Source organism: Flavobacterium limnophilum (assembly GCF_027111315.2).
In the GTDB taxonomy this organism is placed as follows: Bacteria; Bacteroidota; Bacteroidia; order Flavobacteriales; family Flavobacteriaceae; genus Flavobacterium; species Flavobacterium limnophilum.
The window spans coordinates 1979961-2003282 of record NZ_CP114289.2 but is presented as its reverse complement, the minus strand read 5'-3'; the positions used below and the strand labels follow the sequence as shown (position 1 = coordinate 2003282).

The 23322-nt window shown below is 33.7% G+C and carries 17 protein-coding genes; 13 read left to right on the top strand and 4 right to left on the bottom strand.

Going from position 1 to position 23322, the window contains the following annotated elements; all coding sequences use genetic code 11:
- Nucleotides 1-11: 11 nt before the first annotated feature.
- Nucleotides 12-2300 carry a glycosyl hydrolase family 28 protein gene (locus OZP13_RS08245; RefSeq protein WP_269243397.1) on the top strand — a complete coding sequence of 763 codons (2289 nt, stop codon included), beginning with the start codon at nt 12-14 and terminating at the stop codon, nt 2298-2300.
- Nucleotides 2301-2613: 313 nt separating this feature from the next.
- Here OZP13_RS08245 and OZP13_RS08240 read toward each other — a convergent pair whose 3' ends face one another.
- The 4 genes from OZP13_RS08240 to OZP13_RS08225 form a co-directional block, all read right to left on the bottom strand.
- Complete coding sequence (locus tag OZP13_RS08240) at nt 2614-2949, bottom strand: hypothetical protein (protein ID WP_281299302.1); 336 nt, start codon at nt 2947-2949, stop codon at nt 2614-2616.
- Between the two features lie 598 nt (nt 2950-3547).
- A complete protein-coding gene (locus tag OZP13_RS08235) occupies nt 3548-5545 on the bottom strand; it encodes a tetratricopeptide repeat-containing sensor histidine kinase (RefSeq protein WP_281299301.1) in 1998 nt (665 codons plus the stop codon).
- An 87-nt stretch (nt 5546-5632) separates the two neighbouring features.
- Nucleotides 5633-5812 carry a hypothetical protein gene (locus OZP13_RS08230; RefSeq protein ID WP_269243394.1) on the bottom strand — a complete coding sequence of 60 codons (180 nt, stop codon included), beginning with the start codon at nt 5810-5812 and terminating at the stop codon, nt 5633-5635.
- Nucleotides 5813-6194: 382 nt separating this feature from the next.
- On the bottom strand, nt 6195-6908 hold the full coding sequence (locus OZP13_RS08225) for a LytR/AlgR family response regulator transcription factor (RefSeq protein WP_281299300.1): 714 nt from the start codon (nt 6906-6908) through the stop codon (nt 6195-6197).
- 99 nt (nt 6909-7007) lie between these two features.
- Here OZP13_RS08225 and OZP13_RS08220 point away from each other — a divergent pair, with 99 nt between their 5' ends.
- The 12 genes from OZP13_RS08220 (at nt 7008) to OZP13_RS08165 (ending at nt 23313) form a co-directional block, all read left to right on the top strand.
- Nucleotides 7008-7664, top strand: a complete 657-nt coding sequence (locus tag OZP13_RS08220; protein ID WP_281299299.1) for a response regulator — start codon at nt 7008-7010, stop codon at nt 7662-7664.
- 1060 nt (nt 7665-8724) lie between these two features.
- The gene (locus OZP13_RS08215) at nt 8725-10719 is read left to right on the top strand and encodes a hypothetical protein (RefSeq protein WP_281299298.1); all 1995 of its coding nucleotides are present in this window, start codon (nt 8725-8727) and stop codon (nt 10717-10719) included.
- Between the two features lie 31 nt (nt 10720-10750).
- Nucleotides 10751-12649 carry an O-antigen ligase family protein gene (locus tag OZP13_RS08210; RefSeq protein ID WP_281299297.1) on the top strand — a complete coding sequence of 633 codons (1899 nt, stop codon included), beginning with the start codon at nt 10751-10753 and terminating at the stop codon, nt 12647-12649.
- A 228-nt stretch (nt 12650-12877) separates the two neighbouring features.
- Nucleotides 12878-13207 (top strand): hypothetical protein, encoded by a 330-nt coding sequence (locus tag OZP13_RS08205; protein ID WP_269243387.1) that lies wholly within the window; start codon nt 12878-12880, stop codon nt 13205-13207.
- A 71-nt stretch (nt 13208-13278) separates the two neighbouring features.
- Complete coding sequence (locus tag OZP13_RS08200; RefSeq protein WP_269243386.1) at nt 13279-14463, top strand: DUF4934 domain-containing protein; 1185 nt, start codon at nt 13279-13281, stop codon at nt 14461-14463.
- Nucleotides 14464-14467: 4 nt separating this feature from the next.
- Entirely contained in the window at nt 14468-15103 is a 636-nt protein-coding gene (locus OZP13_RS08195; RefSeq protein ID WP_281299296.1) for a hypothetical protein, read from the top strand.
- Nucleotides 15104-15175: 72 nt separating this feature from the next.
- The gene (locus OZP13_RS08190; protein WP_281299295.1) at nt 15176-15658 is read left to right on the top strand and encodes a DUF1573 domain-containing protein; all 483 of its coding nucleotides are present in this window, start codon (nt 15176-15178) and stop codon (nt 15656-15658) included.
- 13 nt (nt 15659-15671) lie between these two features.
- A complete protein-coding gene (locus tag OZP13_RS08185) occupies nt 15672-16775 on the top strand; it encodes an efflux RND transporter periplasmic adaptor subunit (protein WP_281299294.1) in 1104 nt (367 codons plus the stop codon).
- A 24-nt stretch (nt 16776-16799) separates the two neighbouring features.
- On the top strand, nt 16800-19937 hold the full coding sequence (locus OZP13_RS08180; protein WP_281299293.1) for an efflux RND transporter permease subunit: 3138 nt from the start codon (nt 16800-16802) through the stop codon (nt 19935-19937).
- Between the two features lie 59 nt (nt 19938-19996).
- Nucleotides 19997-21514 (top strand): TolC family protein, encoded by a 1518-nt coding sequence (locus OZP13_RS08175; protein ID WP_281299292.1) that lies wholly within the window; start codon nt 19997-19999, stop codon nt 21512-21514.
- Between the two features lie 376 nt (nt 21515-21890).
- The gene (locus OZP13_RS08170; protein WP_269243377.1) at nt 21891-22127 is read left to right on the top strand and encodes a hypothetical protein; all 237 of its coding nucleotides are present in this window, start codon (nt 21891-21893) and stop codon (nt 22125-22127) included.
- 145 nt (nt 22128-22272) lie between these two features.
- A complete protein-coding gene (locus OZP13_RS08165; RefSeq protein ID WP_281299291.1) occupies nt 22273-23313 on the top strand; it encodes a BF3164 family lipoprotein in 1041 nt (346 codons plus the stop codon).
- Nucleotides 23314-23322 lie beyond the last annotated feature (9 nt).

The window sequence follows — 23322 nt, the reverse complement described above, 5'->3', positions numbered from 1 at the left end:
TAAAATTTAAAATGAAAAAACAATTATTTATTTCCCTATTGCTGGTATTTGTATCGGCAATGGGGTTTTCGCAAACCACACAGCGGCTTGAAGCGGAGAATTACAGTGCCTACAATGGAGTAGCCACAGAAATTAACGCTGCTCTCTCCGGTGGCAAGAATATAGGAGGTTGTAAAAATGGCTATTGGGTTAAATTCGCAGGACATATTTTTAGCCAATATGATACCCGTTTTGATATCGCAGCTGCCAGTAAAACGCAAACAGGATCGCCAACAATTGGAACTTTGGCAGGAACTGTTGAAATAAGAATAGATGCAACTAACGGCACTCTAATTGGTACAGCCAATGTTAATGCGACTTCCACTGCCAATTGGACAACTTATCAAATTGTTTCAGCTGCCATTGCCCAAACGACAGGGACACACGATTTGTATTTTGTATTTAAACCTGTCACTGGAAATACCTATGTAGGTAATTTTGATTATTTTGAAAAAGTGACCAGTGACCCAAATGTTGCCATATACACTTTGACTACCAATGTAAGTCCGGCTTCGTCAGGAACAATAGCTTCGAGTCCATCTGGTACCCAATTTGTGGATGGAGCCCAAATAAGTTTGACGGCAACTCCCAATTTTGGCTATGTTTTTTCAAAATGGGTCGATGGCAATGGAACTCTTGTTTCAACCAATAGTTCAATTAATTTCTCCCTAACTGCAAACACTACTCGTGTGGCTCAATTCGTGGCAGAGACTTTTCTTGATGTTGCTTCTACCCAAATTCTGCCCAATATACCTGCTACACAGTATGTAATTACGGAGGCAATATATGGGGGCAGTACTTCTAATCTTGATAATGCAGCAGCCATAAATGCAGCCATAAACGCAGCAAACGCAGCTGGAGGTGGTACTGTTGTTATTCCTGCCAATGCTTCACCTTTCTTGAGTGGTCCCATCACGATGAAAAGCAATGTTAATCTTCAAATTTCGGCTGGAGCAACCTTGCAATTGATGCCTTATGGAAATGGAAATGGACTTCCTGCCGGTTCCTATCCAAACAGCGGAACAGCAGATACTTATACGACCTTTATTTATGGAGAAAATCTTGTCAATATCGCCATAAGCGGAACGGGTACTATTGAAGGAAATGGTAGCGCTTGGTGGACAGCCTTTGACGCAACCGGTATTGGTCGTCCCGGCATAATCCGTTTTAAAGCCTGTAATAAGGTTTTGGTTTCTGATATTACGATACAAAACGCTCCAAATGTCAGTATTACTATGGGAAAAAGCGGTAGCAGCCGTGGATATAACGGTACAATCAAGAATGTAACGGTTATGGCACCGGAAACTGCCCCAAATACAGACGCTCTGGATGTGTGGTACTGGGATGGATTGGATGTTTTGAACTGTAAATTCTCTGTGGGTGACGATAATGTGGCGGTAGATTCCAATTCCCAGAACATCAAAATTAAAAATTCGGCCTTCGGTGAAGGTCACGGCGTTTCGGTGGGAAGCTATACTTCCAATGTGAACAATGTTTCTGTGGATAATTGCAGTTTTAATGGCACTTCCAACGGATTCCGTTTGAAATCGGCCATTGATCGCGGAGGAAATGAATCCACATTTTACTATTCGAATGTGACGATGATTAATGTGTCAACTCCATTTACGATTACGAGTTGGTATCCCAAAGAACCTACTGCAGCACCATCGACATTGCCTCTTGGAACAGTAACAAGCACAACTCCAACTTGGAAAAATATTACGTTCAAAAACATTACCGTAACCAATTCGAACAACGCAGGAATGCTTTATGGTTTACCGGAATCTTTAATCACTAATGTTGTTTTCGATAATGTGAAGATTAGTGCAAGCACAGGAATGACGGCTAATTTCATAACAGGGCTTGTGTTTCAAAACTGCTCTTCCATCACGATTCCAACCGGTAATGCGATTACTTCCTATAAAGCCGAATCGGTAAGCGGCAGCAACCTAATAAACGGAATCAATACAACGACTGGAGCCTCTACATCATGTAATTTATCAGTGGAGGATGTAAGTTATATTAATAAATTTTCGCTGTATCCAAATCCGTTAAAAGGAAATAATTTCACAATAAACACGGATTCAGGTATTGAAGAAATTGTAATTTATAATCTTTTCGGTTCAAAATTAAAAGAGCTAAAAGGGAATAATTCAACTCAACAAACCATTGATGTCGAAGGGTTTTCTGCTGGTTGCTATCTTGTGCAAATTATGTTGGAGAATGGAAAAATTAACACGGCAAAGTTAATCAAGGAATAATCGATTTACTGTCAGTAGTTTTAGTGCTTTGGCACCAAGAACATTATGATTTAATGCTGTTTTTTGAAAGTATTAAAAAACAAAAAAGCCCGTAAATCCCAAGATTTACGGGCTTTTAGTTCTAATTGAATTTAGATTGGTGGAATCGCCGGGAATCGAACCTAACCAAAAATCCGACTATTTTCAATGGTTTTGGAGTGGTTCATTATTGTGTACAGTTTTCGGCTTTCCTGATTTTTTGTGTTATTTTAGGTAACTCCAAAGTTAGGTAGCAGCAATGAGACGCTTTAGTACCAGTTTATGGAGTGGTCTTCTAGAATTTTCTGGCATATTTTTCGGCCATTATTTTTATCCATTTTGCATTTATGATTGTTATTCCTAGAATGGAAAGAATAATAAAGGCTATATAGGAAAACGTATCGTTTGTTTGTTCAAATGAAAAACGGGACAAATAATGTGCTGTTATTATGCTATTGCCAATTATGAACAGGAATACAAGCATTATACCCCAAATTTTTGGGCTCCATAAATTTTGTCTGAGCTTATGGCTTATCTTTTGTTCGAAAAGCAAACAATACTTTGTTGTAGTATCGCTTCTTCTTGAAAACAAGTGTTTTGTACTGTTTTTAAGTGTTTTATTAGTTTTCATTCGATTGTCATTTTCATATTTTATTTTAAGGTGCAGGTTGAGGAGTATTCCGTCAATGGGTGGTTTTTATTACTGAAATTTCAAATGTAAAAGCAAAAGAATCTAGATTGTGTTTTTGGATATTGTATTTAACAAATGAGGTAGTTAAACTGCCTTATTTGTTAAAATTTTGAAGTTTTTTAGGATGAAGAATTAAAGAGTAAAGGATATGATGTAAGCGTTATGAGTCTTTACTCTATTTGATTAAACGAGTATAATTTTGTTTAGAAGATATCTTCGTTTTGGGAGGAAGGGTAGAAGACGCCCTTGTTTGATGGAAATATAACTTAGGCATAAAAACTGGATTTTTGCCAAATTTATATTTAGAGTTGCTCCTTAATTTTTTACAGAATTGGAAAAGTGGTGCGGTTCCATATATTGAAAGTTACATGGTTTCGACTTTGTTTGATTAATGGGCTACGAGAGGTTGTTGATTGCGTAAACAAGAAATACACGGCTCCTGACGTAAATTTAATTTTGGAGTTTTTTGACTTGGATTTCGATAAGGGATATTGACATAAAAGACATATGTCAGGAGGCTGAGGAGGAGCGTTGATTGTTAAAAGACAATTTCTATTGTTGTCCCTTTTTCTGGACTGGAGGTGATTTTTAATTCTCCGTTTAATGATTTGACTCTTTCCTTGATGTTTTTCAATCCAATGCCTTGTTTTGCTTTTTCAGGATTGAAACCCATGCCGTTGTCCCAAATGCGGATGGTTGTTTTATCGTCAGTTTTCAGCAGAAATACACAACATCTTGCTGCTTTTGAGTATTTGTTGCTGTTTTGCAAGGCTTCCTGTATGATGCGATAAACATGTATTTTGGCATCGCTTGAAATGGCAGACCAATCAATGTATTTGTCAACGGACAAATCGAATTTTGTATTGAATTCGTTTTGCTGGGCCTTGATTAAATTTGCCAAAATTTCCGGCAGGGTTTCGTCCTCAAAAAGAAGATTTTGTTTCAAGTCGTGGGAAACTCTCCTTATTTCATTTTCGGCTTTTTGGAGTTCTTCCACCAGCTGCTGTTTTTTGTCCAAGGCTCCAGGTTCCAGTTGCATTAGATTGAAACGTGTCGTGAAAATACTGTTCACTATGCCATCGTGTAATTCCATCGCTATACGATTTCTTTCTTCATTGCGTGCCTGTTCCGTTTCGGCTTGTTGGTTCAGCATTAATTGGTAAATTTTTTCGTTGGCTTCTTGCTGTTCTTTTATAAAAAGCAATTCCTTGTTTCTGGATTTAAGGCGGTATATGGACAAAAAGCCGCCCAAAAGAAAAACAATGATTCCGGATCCGATAATGATATTGGTAATTGTTTTGGACAACATCACGTTTTTTTCTTCAACTTGATCGGTTTCATAAGCAATCCTGGCAAATTTATTTCTTGTGGCTCTTTCTACTTGCTGTATGCTGTCGCCAATTTTTAGGTATTGGTTGGTATAATAGGTCTTGTTTTTTGAGTCATTCTCCATTAACAATTTTAAAGACTGGATTACATATGGACTACTTTTGAACTTTTTGGCTAATGAATAGCCTTCTTTCAGATAGGTAAATCCTTTTGCAGTATCTTTTTTAAGAAGATAATATTCTCCTAAATCAATTTTACTGGTTGCTACACCCAAATCCATACCGAGACTGTCTCTTATTCTCAATGATTCCAAAAATAGATTCTCTATACCTTCATAATTGCCGGATTTCATTTTAGAATATCCCAGATTATCAAGCAGCAAGGCATACGATTTTGGATAGTCTTGTTTTATGTTTTTTGTTTGTAATCCTTTATTGTAATAATTTATTGCTTTTTGGTAGTTTTTCATTTTTTGATACACTCTTCCAATATTGTTGTAGCAGGCAATTCTAGATTTTATTGTTTTTTCTTTAGGGTAATTTTCTTTTTCCAACTGATCCAGTTGTTTTAAAGCTAAAGCAAAATACTCCAGTGATTTTTTAAAATCATTCAACTCTTTCAATGAAATAGCTATACAATTATAACATTCATAAACCAATCTTGTATCATTGGTTTTTGATAAGAATCTCAAAGCAGTAATCGCTTTAATTTCACTTTCGGTAAATATTCCTGCATCCAACAATATTCCCGATTTGTAAAGTGTTGTTTTTCCGGTGTTTAATGTGTCGTTAATTAGTTTAAAAAGTTTTTCGGATTGGGAATAATAACTAAAAGCACTGTCCAATTGTGATTTTTCTTCGTAATAATCTCCAAAAAAATATAGAGATTTAGCTATATGAACCGTGTCTTTTTCTTTGATTGCCAGTTTATTAACTTTATCAACAGCTTTAAAAAATTTATCGTATTTGTCTATACTATAATACTTACTGGCGACTTTAAAATAATAATTTCTATTTATGGAATCATTTTTACGATTAGATAAGTATTGATAAAGAGAATCTAGTATTATTTCTTTGTCAAAATTTTCAGCTTTTGAGGATTCCAGTTTTTTTAAAACAAATGACACTTCTTTTTTGTCATCTTTCTGGCAGGCAAAAAATAAAAAAAAGAAATTAACTAATACTATTATTTTGAATTGTGCTTTCAATTTTGAAAAACGGTTTTAATTGTTTTTCAAAAATATATATTTATAACCAGATAATGTTTTTTATTATCTGGTTATTGATTTAGAAAATTAACCTTGAGTTTTATCTTTATCATCTCCGGTAGCCATAGTATTTCCAGTTTCGGGAATTTTAATTTTACTTGGAGTTATTAGATTTTCGTTTTTTGTCTCTACAGGACTGTCGGCGGTGCAGGAAGAAGTTAAAAGAATAGCTGCAAAAAAGCCCATAACAATAAATAGTTTTTTCATAAAAAAATGGTTTAAGAATTAGAAAATAATTTTGCTTGACACTATCCGTTAGGGAGTGCCGATTTTTAAGAAAAACTGGGAGGTAGTTGTTCTGTACTATCGAGAATGACACTGCTTTGCTAGCAGATTTTTCCCCATTCTCGACAGTCGTTATTTTGAAGCTTCAGTTGATTTGTTAATCCTGATCGAGGGCAAATTAATAGTTAAAAAAGTGTTAATTTTTTAAATTGCGATGACTTATAGCCACCTTGTTCATTACGGTAGTTTAAGGGGGTATCTGAATGGTGAAAGCTCATATTTTGGAATCTTGTTCTGCCTTTTTCCAAAGATGAGGGAGTTGAAAGCGAAATTTTTTTAATGGAAATAAGTTTGCAGAGGAAAACTAGATATTGATTTTCCTGATTATGGCTTCGACGTTTTCTCTGTAGGTTAGCGAGAAAGGCAAGATTTCGTCATAGTTGAGGTAGCATTTCGATTTGCTGAAATAAATGCGAGATACCTGATTGATGTTGACGATATAACTCTTGTGGATTCTCAAAAAATAGAAAGGCAGGGTGTTCTCAAAATGCTTCAAGGTTTTGAATGCATTTACTTTTTTACCGTTGTACAATTGGATGTCGGTGGTGTTATTGTCCGATTTCAAGTAGAGGATGTCTTGCAAGGCCACGAAATGATAATCGCTATAGGACTTAATGCAAATCGTTGAAACCGTTGCGGCCGGATTTCTTTTTTCAAATTGAAAAAGGCTTTTTCCCAATTGATGTATTTGCAAAGGCAAAAGAACATAATCTGAAAATCCTGATTGGATTGCCGCAAAGGCGTAATCCGGTTTTACAGCCAATGCCATAAAGTAGGGGATGTTGTCCAGGTATTGAAAAGATTCTTTTATTGTTTCAAAACATAAATTGACAGCATTAGATTGGGTTGGAATTTGTACAATTACGAGTTGTGGTTTCACTTTTATAATTTGTTTTATTGCAGTTTGACTATCTTTGGTAATTCCGGCACAAAAATAATTAGGGAAATTTTCGAATAGTTCCAAAATTTCCTGGGCTGAGGTGTCGTTATCGTTGATAATAAGAAATGAAAAACGCATACAATTTTACTTACATAAGTAGCGTGCAATCTAAACAAAAACTAATTTCTTTTGATGCAGTAAAACTGCCTATTATGTTAAAATTTAATACTACAATCAATGAACATACTTTTAGTAGATGACCATCCTATGACGGTAGAGGGGTTTATGAATGTCCTCCTGAAAGGCAAATTTTTAAAAGTGAAACCCTTGTTTACCAAAAAGTATTCTTGTGAAGGGGCTTATATTGCCATTGACACAGCCATTCAAACAGGACAATTATTTGATTTGGCCATCATAGACCAAGGATTGCCTGGTTACCCGGAGCAGTTTCTTGAGTCGGGAAGTGATTTGGCTCTACTGATAAGAGAACGTATGCCTGATTGTAAAATCGTAATGGTAACCGCTCATTCTGAGGTGCTTATTATCTATGACATTGTCAAGAAGGTAAGTCCTGATGGTCTCATCAACAAGAACGATATTAGTCCCAGCAATTTACAACTCATCGTGACCGAAGTGATGCAGGGCAATCAATATCATAGTCTTACAGTGAAAAATTGCATCAATGAAATCTGGAAAAAAGAATTGATGTTTGATGATTTCAATCGTCAAATTCTTTCCTATCTCTCAAAAGGTTTTAAAGTTAAAGAACTTGAAGATGTCGTGCATCTTTGCACCAGTGCCATCCAAAAAAGGGTTATTCGCATGAAAACCGCTTTTGAGGTAGCCGATGATAGCAGTTTGGTGAAAGAGGCCATCAAACAAGGATTTATTTAAAAACTGTTTGGAATGCGAATGAGGTGGATTTGCTTCTCTCGACTGCGCTACCATTGACGTTTTTTATTTAGAAGGGTTTCGACTGCGCTCAACCTGACAGTTTAGAGGTCATTTCATATTGCTTTTTTAGAATTATAATTCTACCTAGAGATGACAAGAATACTGATTTAAACTGATTTTTTACCCTATAATGTAAGGTCATTTTTGCCAGATTGATTGCAGTTGATATGGCATCATTGCTCTCGATCTTCGACTTTGACCAGGTTGACTTGCTGCCATTGACGTTTTGTATCAAAAATACAATATTAACCACCCCATCCTTCGGACACCTCCCGAAATAAAATCGGGACAAGCTCTCTTGATTGCTTCATTCTTCGCAATGACAGGGGAAGTGTCGGCATTAAAGTGTCATTTTATATTGTTTTTTTGCAACAAATTCAATTCCTGATTTTATCAAAAAATATTCTACTTGGAAAGCGAATGAAATTGATTTCGCTGGCATATCCCATACAATGCCAGTAAATACAAAAAAAAGAGGATTTTATTCTGTTTGAATTTTCCCTTCTCTTCTTTTTCTATTTTTTAAAATATCTTCATTATTGGTCTTTTATAAATACAATCATATTTTAAAATAAGTAAGTCGAAAGTTTAAATGTCGTAAAGTTAAAAGGAGCAATATTGCAAATAGTATTTAAAATCAATCTGTTGCGTCATTTTGTCTAATTTTAAAATACGACATTATACAATGGTTGTTACTTAAAGGCATAAGCACCTCTTGAAATTTTAACAAATGGTATAGTTTAACTGTACCATTTGTTAAAATCAACAAGTAATTCTTGAGAAACAAAAATCATCCAAACCCTATGAGGCAAAGCTTTTCCTCTTTTTTATTTTAAATTTCTTGTATTTATAAGATATCGCTTTAAAAAAAAGCAGGATTGTACAGGATAGTAGGTGAAATCTTTGTAGGTAATTTCGACAAGATTGTTGTTTGTATATTTATGCAGGAAATCGTCTTGCGTTTGTTACCAAAACCCATAAATATAAAAAGAACAAGATATTGAAATTACTAAAACTACTTTTATGGACTATGGTTAAAAGAGCATTATTGTATATTTTAATACCAGGTGTATTCCTGTTAGGATGCAAGGAAGACAAACAGGGAAAAAATCCTGATTATTGGTTGGATAATAGTACCAAAGTAAGCCATTACCCAATAGATTCAAGCTATTTGCAAAAAGGAACTGTCCTTTCGGGCAAGTTGAATACATTGTTAAAATTTGCAGCTATTTTAGATAGTATAAAAAGAAAAGACAGTACTTTATCAAAAGAAAATTTAGATTCAATTGCCAACTTGATTACTAATTCATTAGGTATATCCGAGAATGATAAACCTTATTTAATTTCAGATAAAAAATACATTACTAAAGAGAAAATACTTCACAACAATCAGCTTGCTTTTAAAGCTTTGCTTGAGTCCAATTGGAAGAATGTAGTAAGTTTTGAAGACTACAAAGAATACCTATTGCCTTATAAATTAACGAATGAAATTTTTGACGCTTGGAGAGACAGTCTTTATTTGTCTCATCAAAAGCTTATTGTATCTCGTCCTGCTTTAAAGAATTTAGATTCGTTATACCAATATCATATCTCTAAAACCTATAACGCATTGAGTTCAAAAGTAAGCATGAGAAAGTATTTTCCGTCAGAAGAAAATTTTTCTTGGTTGAATTTAACAAGAGAAGGGGACTGTGTGTCGAGATGCAGGTATGCAATCTACTATTTAAGAGCAGCAGGTGCTCCCGCAACTTATGATTATATTCCCAATTGGGGTAATCGCCCATTTTCAAGACATGCTTATGTTGGTTTGGCCAACAAGAAAATTCAAGTCCCTAAATTGTTAGAAAACAATAACAACCCTAAAAACATGGTTGATAATTTGAATGCGGCAATGAGTCCCAAGAAAATGAAAATTTTCGAAGCGAAAGATTTGCCTAAAGGATTGTATGTTGAATATGAAAAAACCATTCCTAAAATTTACCGACAAACATGGACAACACAGGATGAAATGAAAAGTTTGATGTCCAAAATTCCTAGTGAAGAGCTTTTTACAGATTTAATCAAACCGAATATGATTGATGTCACAGCTCAATACCTACAAACCGGTACTGTTGAAACCAATAAAAACTTATTCGAAAATAATAACATAGCTTATTTAGCCACTTTTGATACAAATGATTGGACTCCTGTTGCCTTTACTACTTTTAATTGGTATGGTAAAGCAATATTCAAAGATGTGGGTAAAAACATTTTGTACTTACCGATGACTTACAATGGAACATTAACTGCTTATGAGAATCCTTTCATATTAGAAAATTCAGGAATGAAAAAAGAATTGATTTGCAACAAGGATAAGCGGATCACTATGAAACTCATTCGAAAGTTTCCTTTGTTCTCATATACTGCGACCCACTCGGCTGATTTAAAAGAATGTCGAATTGAAGGCGCAAATGATCCTGACTTTAAAGATGCTAAACTTTTACATGTAGTTAACAACTTAGTGTTTAGTACGAAGCAAGTTGATTTTAAAAAGCCTACTAGTTTCCGATATGTAAAAATGATTGCTCCTGAAGGTGGAAAATTACGACTTGCAGAAATAGAATGTTTTATGAATAAGCATGGGGTAATGAAAAAAGTAGAAGATGTAAATTATTTAAAGGGGATTCTTGAGGGCCAAAAGGGAAATGCATTTGATGGGGATTTCTCCAATTATCTCGTAGGAGGAGGTGTTAAATTGGATTTTGGTACATCTGTACCCATATCTAGAATTCGTTATACCCCCATGAATGATTCTAATTATGTTATTCCAAATTATGAATATGAATTATTTTATTGGGATAACGGCTGGGTGTCAGCTGGTAAAAAAATAGCCCACAACGATTATTTAAACTATACGAATATTCCATCCGGTACTATTTACTGGCTAAAATGTTATAGCGGTGGCAAAGAAGAACGCATTTTTACTTATGAAAATGGTACACAAATCTGGTGGTAGAAAATTGCATAATATTCTAAAAGAATATAAAATGACTAAATTAAAAACAGCAACGCCTTTTCATCTTTCAAGAATATTTCTTGTTGTTTTTACAGCACTACTGTTCTTGGTTTTACCACAAGTAAACAGCCCAGAATATGTATTGCCAACCATTACCACTAAATTGATTTACTTCCTTTATGGCAATTTAATCCTTTTGGGATTATATAGTTTTACGCTTGTTTTTACAAAATCAATATCCTTTTCTTTTTCTAAAATAGACATTGCGCTATTGGTACTCGTACTTTACATTACACTGAATCGTTATTGTATTCAATCTCATTATGGTTTTTCAATTCGCTATATAGAACTATTGGGATTAAGTTTTTTGTATGTGGTTTTACGAAATATTGGGCTGAAAAATTACCCTTGGTTGCTATTGGCTATAGTTGTTTCTGGAATTATTCAGGCTGTGTATGGTAATCTTCAATTATTAGGCTATTACACCTCTAACCATTCGGGATTTAAAATGACGGGGAGTTTTTTTAATCCAGGACCTTATGCAGGTTTTTTGGTTAGTGTTTGGTCTGTAGCTTTAGGAATGTATTTGTTTAAAGACAGCATAACTGCTCAAGTAGAATCAAATAAAAAAAGTAGCTCTTTTATTTTAAATATAATTATAAAATATATTTTTGAGTACATTCCTTTACTGGGCATTATTAGTATCACCATAGTACTTCCTGCTTTACAATCCAGAGCTTCTTGGATAGCATTAATAGTAAGTAGTGCAATCCTAGTAGAGTTAAGATACCGTTTTTTAAGAAATGGGTTAAAACAAGTTACAGCCAAATTCCAAAAAACAGCCCTAATTGTTCTCGCAATTGGGATTGTAAGTGCAGGTCTTTTTAGTTTGTATCACTATAAAAAAGCTTCTTCGGATGGACGTGCCTTTATTTGGAAAGTAACTTCTGAAATGATTTCAGACAATCCTCTTTTTGGAGTTGGTTTTGATCGATTCAAAGCCAACTACATGAATTATCAAGCTGATTATTTTGCTAAAAACGGAGAAACTGCTGAAGTGTTGGTTGCAGATAATGTTTATTATGCTTTTAATGAGGGATTGCAATTTGTGGCAGAAAATGGATTATTAGGTTTTTTAATGTTACTAATTGTTCTCTTTTTCTTGTTACAAACAAAACTAACAACAGAGTCCGAAACTACTTTTATTACTAAAACGGGACTTTTTACCATAGGCGTTTTTGCTTGCTTTTCTTATCCAATGCAAATTTTGCCTATAAAACTGGTTGTGATATTCCTCTTGGCAATACTTTCCAATTACAGTATGGCAACTTTTCAACTTAAAATTACAGAAAACACAAAACAACTATTGTTCTATAAAGTGAGTTTTGTACTAATAGCTTTCTTAACTATGAACAATACCTTTTCTTATACAAAAAAATTAAGTCAAGCCTTTATTACTTGGAACAATGCCCTAAACAGTCATCAATACGGAGATTACAATGGTGCAATTCAAGAATTTGAATTAGCCTATCCTATTTTAAAAAAAGATGGGGATTTCTTGATGAATTATGGCAAGACCCTCAGTATGGCTGGTAATCCCCATAAAGCCATTGTTCTATTGGAACAAGCCCAAGTCTATCAAAACAATACTGTAATCGCAACTGCCTTGGGTGATAGTTACAAAGCCATAAAACAATATAACAAGGCAGAAGCCTGCTACAAACAGGCCATAAATATGACACCCGGCAAGTTTTACGGACCCTATTTATTGGCAAAGTTGTATGATGACTCCAAGCAAAAAGAAAAGGCTATAACCCTAGCAAAAGAAATACTCAACAAAAAAATAAAAGTTCCCTCTACTGCTATTGAAGAAATACTGTTGGAGATGAAAAAAATACTAACAAAATATAAAAATCCTCCGGGGTTTTAAAAATAAATAACTCTCACACTATTTAACCTTAAAAAAGTAGCCTATGACATAAACCACCACCCAGAGGAAGATTTTATAAACGAAAAAACAACTTTATAATTTCGTGCAATGGCATTGAGATAATGCTTTTTGTAGTGCGCAGCAAAAGTAACATTCCTATACCACTTTGCAAAAACAAATAAATACAAAAGGGTTTATAGCCCATAATAACAATTAAAATTTTACAAAATGAAAAAAATATTAGGGATTTTAGGTGTTGCCGTGATTGCTGCAACGATGTTTTTTAGTACCAATAATGTTAATGGTTCTAGCTCGGATGCGAGTTTGGCGAGTTTGATCACGTTGAATACAGCAAATGCACAGAATTCAGAAGAACCTTGCGAAAAAGCTGGAACTACGGTACGTGGGAATAATATTTTATATTATCTAGCAGCAAGTGGAAGTGATTGTTGTGATGGAGACCGTGTGTGTGGCGAATCACGAGATTGTTTATCGAAAGATAATCCAATTGCACCACTTAACATGAGTAGTGAATGTACACCTGTACTATGTAAATAACATTCTTTTCAAATTAGTACAGATTTTACTATCTGTACTAATTTGATTTATTTAATCCAATTCAAACATTTATGAAAAAATATTTATTTATAGCTAGTATTGCATTTTATGGTTGCCAAGTTACAGAAAATGTTTCCAAGGTAACAACAATTGATTTTAATGATGCTTACAATAATAAAGATGAGGTAGCAATTAGCGAAATTTGTAATCATATAGATTATATACCCCTAGAAACGACCAATGAAAGTATGGTAGGTGATATAAAGGATATGAAAGTGTTTAAAAACTACATCATAATCCTAGACAACACTAAAAGATTATTTGTTTTTGATAAAAAAGGTAAATTTATCAGTATTTTAGATCATGAGGGAAGAGGTCCCAATGAATATATTGAAATTGCTGACTTTAGTTTTAACGAAAAAGAAAATTCAATTGCAATTTTTTCAACATTAGGTGATAACAAAGTGCTCTTGTTCTCTCCAAAAGGCAAATTTGTTGATAGTTTTAAAGTATCAAATGAGGTAGAAAAAGTTTATGAATTTAGCAACAATTTTTTATTTTATAATAGTCATTATTTCAGAAGTCAATCAAATTCAAATAGCTTAAGTGTATTTTCTACTAAAGGTGAATTAAAAACTGAATTGCTAGAAAAAAATAGAGAGAAAACTATTCCGTTTTTTAATCAATATGATTTAAAAACCTCTATTTTTAAGTTGAATGATAAAATGATATTATGGGAAAAAGGTTTTGACAACGAATTAGATACAATTTGGAATATTAATAAAGATTTTGAAGCATCTCCAAGATACGTATTGAACATCGGAGGAGAAAAATTTCCAATTGAAAGATATACTGATAAAGAGACTATTTCTTTCGAGGAAAGGATGAAAAAAACAGAAATACAAGGTTATTTAGAGAGTGAAAGATACATATTCTGTTCTATTACTCATGCAAAAAGAGTAACTAGATTTATTTATGATAAAAAAACTGCTATCATAAAACGTGTATATAATCAAAAAGGAGATCGTAAATTTATAGTTATGCTAGAAAATGATTTAGATTATTTGAGTCCATTTTGGCCAGAAGCCATTTTTTCTGATAATAAGATGTATAAATTGGTTTATGGTTATGAATTAAAAAATTTCGTCGCAAAAATGGATTCTAACGACAAAAAAGACAATAATCAAATCAAAATTATAGAAAACTCCCAAATTACTGATAATCCAATGCTGATGGTTGTAACTCTGAACAAATAATATCATGAATAAAAAAACAATTACTATAACCGTATTATTAGTGTTAAACATTTTCTGTCTTTACAAATATAAAAATTGCAATGAAGCATTAGAATTGGCAAAAACAACACAAAAAAAAGAATCATCCTTACAAAAAGAATTACAAAAAGATAACGAAAGGATGTATCAAAATAATTTGATTGCTTCAAAAAAAAATGAAAATCTAAAACTAGAGCCCAATCTGAAGCTAATAAGTATAGAGGGAGACTCCGTTTTTGCAAAAGATATTTTTAAAACCAATAGTCTTGTATTAAGATATTCAGTACTTAATTGCGGTGATTGTATAGATGCTGAAATTGAGAATTTAGAAAAATATGCCAAGCCATTTTCAGAAAAAATAATAATTATTACCCATTATGAAAATTTACGTAGGCTAATTATAGATTATAAAAATTTACAAAAATTAGGATTGGATAAGGTAACAGTATATATGTTACCTAGCAACAAACTTGGTATTCCAATGGAGGAGAATAATATCCCATATTATTTTCATATCGATCCAAAATTAACTATCAGTAATGTATTCATACCAATGAGAGAAGAACCAAGACTCTCTGAATATTATTTGAAATATAGTTTCAAAAATTATTTTGAAAAATAAATTTAATCTTAATGAATACTCGAGGCTTTGCCTCGAGGTATTTGTCAATTAATATAGAAAATTAAGGTGTAAATGAATAAATTACTTACAAAAGTAAATACACTAATACAATGGCAAAATTTGCTTTATATATTTATTTTTTTGCTTCTTGTTTTTACTTGTTTTTTTAAAATTAGGACCGATGAAAATATTGATGACTGCGAAATGGCTAATATGATTTTCAAACAAAAAGAGCATAATTTCGGGATGATACCAGAAGGGAAAAGTGTAACAGTATTATTCAAATTCTCAAACACTGGTGAAAGTCCTTTATTAATCAAAGAAGTAAACACAAGCTGTGGCTGTACGGTACCAGAATGGCCTAAGGACATCATTGAGCCAAACGAAAACGGAGAAATTAAGATCGTTTATGATGCCAAATATCCAGGTCGTTTTAATAAAACGATAACGGTGTTTTACAATGGTAAAAATTCGCCACAAGTATTAACTATCAAAGGAGAAGTCCCTTATCTTATAAAAGAAGAAAAAAAAATCTACCCCAATAAAATTAACTGAAAAGACTGTACAAATGAGCAAAAATGAAACCTTCCAAAGTTACTGTATTGTCACACTTTTAATTATGGTCTTTACCTTTCAAAGTTGTACCAAATCGAAGGCAGCAGATGAAACTGCTATCGAAAAAAAGACCTATGTAGCCGAAAAAAACGAAGTGGAAACGATGGTGCTGAAAAACGAATCTTTCCAAAAAGAGTTGGTCAGCAACGGTAAAATTATTGCTGCCCAAAAAAACAGCGTGCAATTTGAGGTTAGTGACAAACTGGAGCATCTGTACGTGAAAAACGGGGATTTTGTTCGTAAAGGACAGGTATTGGCAAGCTTAAACCCATTCAAATACCAACAAAGACTAGCCAGAGCTGAAATTGATTTGAAAAAAGCCAAATTCCAGTTTGAGGACATGTTGGTAGGTCGGGGTATTTTTACTACCAAGAGAGACAGCATTGCCAGGGATGTTTATGATATGGTAGCCAGTAGATCGGGTTATGATGTGGCATTACTAGAATTGAAAACGGCTCAATATGAGCTGAAATCGACCAAGCTGATAGCTCCATTTAGTGGCAAAGTAGCCAATATAGAAAGTAGGGTTTATGAGAATGTAAATGCAGGAAAAAGTTTTATGACCCTAATTGATGATGGGGTATTTGAAGTTGAATTTTACTTGATAGAGTCAGAAATGGGTGATATTGCATTAAACAACAGTGTGAAAATAGTCCCTTTTGCTTTGGGTAAAACATATAATGGGCATATTTCCTCCATCAATCCATTGATTGAAAAAAACGGAACCATACTGGTAAAAGCCATTGTAAAAAATGACGGAAAACTTACAGAAGGGATGAATGTAAAAGTGCGAATCGAAAAAGAGGTAAAAGGACAATTGGTCGTGCCTAAATCGGCAGTGGTTTTAAGAGACAATCAAGAAGTATTGTTTAAAGTTATTGCTGGAAAAGCCTATTGGACGTATATACAAACCACTATGGAGAATAGCAGTTCATACGCTGTGATTGCAAATCCCGACAAAAACAGTGCTACTTTAACACCGGGGGATATCGTTATTGTTTCTGGAAATTTGAATTTGGCACATGATAGCGAAGTTATCCAAAAGGCTCAAAAATAAATTGCATCAGTTAACGCCCTCTCTATGATAAAATTTTTGATACATAAACCCATAGCGGTTTTAATGACTACCCTTTGCCTGCTTATTTTGGGACTCTATGCCTTCGGTTTTATTCCCGTATCCCTGATGCCCGATATTGACATTCCGGAAATCACGGTGCAAATTGAGGCAGAGAACATGTCGGCAAGACAAGTTGAAGATGCCATCGTAAAAAATATACGATCCACCTTAATGCAAGTAAGCCATCTGAAAGATATTAAAAGTGAGTCCAGCAACGGCAGTGGGTTGATACGATTGAGTTTTGAACAAGGTACCAAAATCGATTATTCCTTTATTGAAGTCAATGAAAAAATTGACCGAGCTATGGGAAGCTTGCCCAGAACTATAAAACGACCCAAAGTAATAAAAGCCAATGTCACGGATATCCCCGTTTTTTATTTAAGCCTAACTTTAAAAGACAAGGGTGAAAACAAAAATCTTGTTTCAAATGATGGGTTGAATGCTATATCTCAGGAGTTTGTCGACTTTAGCCGCTTTGCCAATCAAGTAGTCCGCAAACGCATTGAGCAAGTCGATGAAGTGGCCATGGTGGATGTAAGCGGATTGGTATCCCCAGAGATTCTGATTGTTCCAGAAATGGAAAAACTAAATGGTCTGGGTATTAGTTTGAATGAGTTGGAAGCAGCTATAAAAACTTACGATATTGAAGTAGGCAGTTTATTGATTAAAGACAGCCAGTATCAATATAATGTGCGATTGGGATCCAACTTGTATACTATTCGTGAAATAGAAAACATTTATATCAAGAAAAACGACAGGCTATACCAATTAAAAGAACTTGCCCAAGTAATAGAGCATCCACAAACAAGAACGGGATTGGTTTTGTCTGATGATAAAGAAGCTGTTACCATGGCCATCATTCAGCAAAGTGGTGCCAGAATGGAAAATCTAAAAACATCCTTGAATAAACTTGTCAACCAGATGAACAGGGATTATCCCAACATAGATTTCTCCATAACCCGTGATCAAACTAAATTACTGGATGTTGCCATCAGCAACGTAAAACAAGATCTAGTGTGGGGAATATTGCTGGCATTCAGCATTATGTTCTTGTTTTTAAAAGACGTCAAGTCGCCATTGCTAATAGGGGTTTCCATTCCAGTTTCGCTTATTGTCAGTTTGATGTTTTTTTATGTTTTTGGCATTTCCATCAATATCATTTCACTTTCGGGTTTAATCTTGGGAATAGGTCTTATGATTGACAATTCCATTATTGTTATAGAAAACATTATTCAATACCGAGAACAAAAACACAGCCTGACCACTGCTTGTGTCAAAGGTGCAAATGAAGTGGTAAAACCTTTGTTTTCTTCGGTATTGACTACCTGTTCCGTATTTCTGCCTTTATCTTTTTTAAGTGGTATTTCGGGTGCTTTGTTTTATGATCAAGCGATGGCAATTACTATTGGCTTGTTCGTTTCCTTGTTGGTTTCGGTTACTTTGGTTCCATTGTTGTATCGCCTTTTTCATCTGAAAGATACCGGAAAAAAGAATAAAATAGATCGTTTCCTTGAGAAAACGAATACTTTGGACTATGCTGAATTGTATGAAAAAGGATTTCGTTTTGTAATGAGAAATCAAGGGCTTTCTTGGGGAATTTGTATCCTTTTGCTGCTGGTAGGTTTAGGTTTGTTTCAAATCCTTCCCAAAACACAAATGCCCTATTTGACCAAAACCGAAACGTTGTTGAAGATTGATTGGAACAAGCAAATCAACGTAGAAGAAAACAAAAGTAGGGTATTGGGACTTTTAAAACCTGTCAAAAAAGATTTATTGAATTATACCGCCCTAGTGGGAACCCAGCAATTTATATTGGACAAAGAATCGGAGTCTTTGGCTTCGGAAAGTGCCATTTATATTAGTTGTGATTCGCCAGAAAAACTGGAGAAAATTCAAAAAAACATCGCCTTGTTTATTCGTAAACATTATACGGAAGCAATTGTTTCCTATGGCGAAGTTGACAATGTGTTCAACATGATTTTCTCTGATGAACAAGCTCAATTGGTCGCTCGATTGCGGAACGTGGAAAATTTAGGAAGTGCGCAAAATGAACATTTGAAAAAAGTTTGGAATCAGGTGCAACGCAATGTGGGCGATATAAAATTAAAACCCATAGCCTGGCAAGAGCACATCAATTTAGTTGCCAACCAAGAAAAAATGATGACGTATGGCGTGACTTCCAACGCCGTTTTTGATGCCCTAAAAAGTGCTTTTAATGAACGCCAAATACTATCGATTGTTGACAATCAAAGTTTTGTACCCGTCATTTTAGGAGGAGAAACTAAATCCATTGAGGCGATTTTAAGTGAAACTACCGTACAATCGAATGATAGTGCCGTATTTCATGTCAGTGATTTTATTAGGGCAGAAAATTCTCAAGACATGAAAACCATAGTGGGTGGAATTGAAGGAGAATATTACCCTATTGAATTGGCCACGAATGATGACACTGTCGAGAATACTATTGAAACGGTAAAAAAAGTGGTCTATGACAACAAATTATACAACGTTTCGTTTGCGGGAAGCTTTTTCAGCAACCAAGAATTGATGGGGGAATTGATAATGGTCTTGTTCATTTCTTTAATCCTGTTGTATTTCATTTTGGCGTCACAATTTGAATCTCTCGTATTACCCTTGATTATCTTAATTGAAATCCCCTTGGATCTGGCAGGTGCCTTTTTATTCTTAAAAATCTTTGGCATGAGTATTAATTTGATGTCCATGATTGGAATTGTGGTGATGAGTGGAATCGTTATCAATGATTCCATTTTAAAAATAGACACGATTATTCAATTGCAACGCCAAGGCTATTCCATATTAAGGGCACTATTGTTTGCTGGTCAGCGAAGACTCAAGCCGATATTGATGACGAGTTTAGCCACTATATTGGCCGTAGTGCCATTATTGTTTTCGGGTGGTCTTGGAGCAGAACTTCAAGCACCATTGGCCACTGTATTAACTGGAGGAATGATTTTGGGAACCGTGATCAGTTTGTTTTTTACGCCATTGTGCTATTATTATTTTGCCAAAAGAATAGAGAACAAGGCTAAAAACAAACAAAGACAAAACGAGGCCAAAAAAGTTGTTTCATTACAGCAATAATACTATTTACGAACACATGCACAGATATTAAAAACCACCTAATTCTATCTAGAAAGAATATGAGAATAGTCAAAAAAAAAACAATATTATTGCTAACTGGTTTTGTAATTTTATTTTCACAGCTAAATACAGCACAACAAAAAAGCCCGACCGAGAATAAAAAACAAAAAATAACGCTTAATGCCATTTTAACCATTGCGGGTAAAAAATCATTGGATGCTTTTAAAGCAAAACAGCAATATGGTGCCAATTATTGGCGATTTAGATCCTATAATTCAAGTATTCTCCCAAAAGTTAATTTGGAACTTCAACCGATATCTTACAACAAATCTGTCGTAAAGAGGTATGATAACATCAATAATATTGATGTGTATAAGCAACAAGAAACTTTTAATTCCTATTCCGATATTTCCATAAATCAAGTTATAAGAGCCACTGGAGCCAGAATATTTTTAAACTCCAATTTTAATCGTTTGTCTAGTTCAGGAGAAGTGTCTTCAAAAGATTACAGTGCCACCCCCATTAGTTTTGGTTTTTTTCAACCCATAATGGCTTTTAATAGTTTTAAATGGGAACACAAAATCGCCCCACTTCAATTTGAACAATCCAAAAAAGAGTATATCTACAATATGCAAGATATAAATGTGAAGACAGTTTCCTATTTTTTCAATTGGGCTTTAGCCAGTAAAAAAGTGGAACTGGCAAAAGAGAATGCAGAAACAGCACAAAAACTTTTTAAAATTGGAAAAAAAAGATACGAATTGGGATCGATAGAAAAAGATGATGTCCTCAATTTAGAATTGGATATTTATAATGCAGACACCTATTTAATACAAAGTCAAAAAGATTTAGAAAAGACAGTGGCCGAGTTACAACTTTTTTTAAGTGACGATAGCTTTTTAAACACGATTCCAGAATTGCCGGAATTAATCTCCACTATGCAAATTGACGTTGTTGAAGCAACCAAATTAGCAGAAGCAAACAATCCCCAGATTTTTAATTTAAAGATAAAAAAGATAGAAGGGTTGCGGGATTTAGACAGAGCAATCAAAGAAAATCGTTTTGATCTGTCTTTAACGGGTAATTATGGATTAAATCAATATGCCAATACGCCACAAGGAGCGTATAGTAATTTGCAGGAACAACAGATCATTGCGGTACAGTTCAAAATGCCTATCCTGGATTGGGGAGAACGAAAAGGAAACATTAAAACAGCCAAGTTAAACAAGGAAGTAAACGATATTGGAATACAGAAGGAAGAAGACCAAATTCATCAACAACTGGTATTAAAGATTGCCGATTTCAATCTGCAGAACCAATTGGTTTCCGGAGCGCTGCGGTCTAGTGAAATCTCAAAATCTTCTTATGATGTAACCGAAAAACGGTTTTTATCTGGAAGTATTGATTTATTGCGACTCACCAGTGCCAGAAAAGCATGGCAAACGGCATCTGAAAATTATATTACGAGCTTGTACAATTATTGGCGGTTTTATTACGAGGTACAGCAACTCACGCTTTATGATTTTCAGAACAACAGCACCATCAGCAAAAACTTTGACGAAATACTGGATAAATAAAAAATCCTCCGGGTTTTAAAAAATAAATAAATCTGACACTATTTAACCTTAAAAAAAAGTAGCCTATGACCTAAACCACCACCCCAGAGGAAGAATTTATAAATGAAAAATAACTTTATAATTTCGTACAATGGCATACAGATAATGCCCTTGTAATGCGTGGCAAAAGTAGCATTCCTTTACCACTTTGCAAAAAACAATAATTATAAAAGGGTTTAAGTAACAACCATTGTATAATGTCGTATTTTAAAATTAGACAAAATGACGCAACAGATTGATTTTAAATACTATTTACAATATTGCTCCTTTTGACTTTACGATATTTAAACTTTCGACTTACTTATATACCCGTTTTAAACAAATTAAATTTTATAAAATGAAAAAAATATTAGGAATTTTAGGAGTTACAGTGATGGCTGTAACGATGTTTTTGAGTACCAACAACACAAATGGGGCAAGCTCGGATGTGAATTTGGCTGGGTTGTTTACGTTTAATTCTGCTAATGCTCAAACAGAATGTGATGTAAAACCTAATTGTGCGACGAGTGATAACGTGTGCTATATTGACAAATTTAAAAATAATCACTACGGTAACAAGACTGAACTATGTTAGAATAAATTTTCAGGCTTTATCAAAATATTTGATAAAGCCTTTAATTATCTATTTTACTAGAGTATCTATTGAAAATTCATCGTAAAATACAATTGTCTAGGATAAGTAATTATTCTTAACCACTTTAATTATAAAAAAAATCAATATGAAAAAAACATTTATTTATCTGTGTCTTATTATTGCTTTTACAAACTGTAAAAACAATAATGAAGATTTATTTCTAAAAACTTTCAATCATGCTAAAACGATAAAACTATCAAGCCATCCAGTTATTCTTAAAAAATCAGATGTGTTTTTTTCTCATCTCTTTGAACTTAAATATGTTGATGACTTAATATTAACAGGAGATCCTTCTGAATTTTACACTATGAAAATTGTAGATCTAAACCATAAGACAATAAAAAATTTTGCAAGGAGAGGTAATGGACCTAATGAAATAAATGCTCAAGTATGTTGGTTATCAATTGATAATAAAAAAAACAGGCTGCTTATATCCGATAATTTCACTTATTATTCATATTCTATTGACAGTCTTAAAGCTAATAAAAATGATCCTATTGATAAATTTACCTATAATATTAAAGAAAATAAATTTATAGGATCAACAACTTTTTGCAACGGTTTTATTGTTGGAGGTCTGTTTGATAAAAAGTTTGGACTATACAATATCAAAAAAAAGAGTTTAATTAAAAAACTTGACTATCCAAATTCGGGTGGTGTACTTCTGAGTCAAGCAAAGTTTTATAGTCATCCAACTAAAAATTTAGTTTGCTCTTTTCAGAATAAATCTGCTGTAATGACTATTCTGAAAATAGAAAATAACGATTTAAAAATAAAAGAATTTTCTTGGTGGACTTCCAAAGGAAAATTAATACAAGAGGTTGAAATGCAATCTTTTATACTAAAAAAAGGGTGTAGAGCTGGATTTTTAACTGCTGCTGTAACCAACAAATACATATACTCTTTGTATAGTGGGAAAATAATTAACAATTCTTCCGTAGAAATGTTTGACAAATCATTTTTATCAAAATACATCTATGTATTCGATTGGAACGGCAAACCAATAATGATATATGAATTAGATCAAGAAGTAAAATCCATTGCGGTGGATGAGAAAAATAATATTTTATATGCCGCATCATATCAAGGAGGAGATCCTAAATTGATACAATATCACTTAAAATAAGACTATCGA

Coding starts and splice junctions, on each gene's coding strand:
- OZP13_RS08240 (WP_281299302.1), bottom strand. CDS start 2,949: ATGAAAACTAATAAAACACTTAAAAACAGTACAAAACACTTGTTTTCA.
- OZP13_RS08185 (WP_281299294.1), top strand. CDS start 15,672: ATGAGCAAAAATGAAACCTTCCAAAGTTACTGTATTGTCACACTTTTA.
- OZP13_RS08175 (WP_281299292.1), top strand. CDS start 19,997: ATGAGAATAGTCAAAAAAAAAACAATATTATTGCTAACTGGTTTTGTA.
- OZP13_RS08180 (WP_281299293.1), top strand. CDS start 16,800: ATGATAAAATTTTTGATACATAAACCCATAGCGGTTTTAATGACTACC.
- OZP13_RS08165 (WP_281299291.1), top strand. CDS start 22,273: ATGAAAAAAACATTTATTTATCTGTGTCTTATTATTGCTTTTACAAAC.
- OZP13_RS08195 (WP_281299296.1), top strand. CDS start 14,468: ATGAATAAAAAAACAATTACTATAACCGTATTATTAGTGTTAAACATT.
- OZP13_RS08220 (WP_281299299.1), top strand. CDS start 7,008: ATGAACATACTTTTAGTAGATGACCATCCTATGACGGTAGAGGGGTTT.
- OZP13_RS08190 (WP_281299295.1), top strand. CDS start 15,176: ATGAATAAATTACTTACAAAAGTAAATACACTAATACAATGGCAAAAT.
- OZP13_RS08200 (WP_269243386.1), top strand. CDS start 13,279: ATGAAAAAATATTTATTTATAGCTAGTATTGCATTTTATGGTTGCCAA.
- OZP13_RS08170 (WP_269243377.1), top strand. CDS start 21,891: ATGAAAAAAATATTAGGAATTTTAGGAGTTACAGTGATGGCTGTAACG.
- OZP13_RS08210 (WP_281299297.1), top strand. CDS start 10,751: ATGACTAAATTAAAAACAGCAACGCCTTTTCATCTTTCAAGAATATTT.
- OZP13_RS08205 (WP_269243387.1), top strand. CDS start 12,878: ATGAAAAAAATATTAGGGATTTTAGGTGTTGCCGTGATTGCTGCAACG.
- OZP13_RS08230 (WP_269243394.1), bottom strand. CDS start 5,812: ATGAAAAAACTATTTATTGTTATGGGCTTTTTTGCAGCTATTCTTTTA.
- OZP13_RS08245 (WP_269243397.1), top strand. CDS start 12: ATGAAAAAACAATTATTTATTTCCCTATTGCTGGTATTTGTATCGGCA.
- OZP13_RS08225 (WP_281299300.1), bottom strand. CDS start 6,908: ATGCGTTTTTCATTTCTTATTATCAACGATAACGACACCTCAGCCCAG.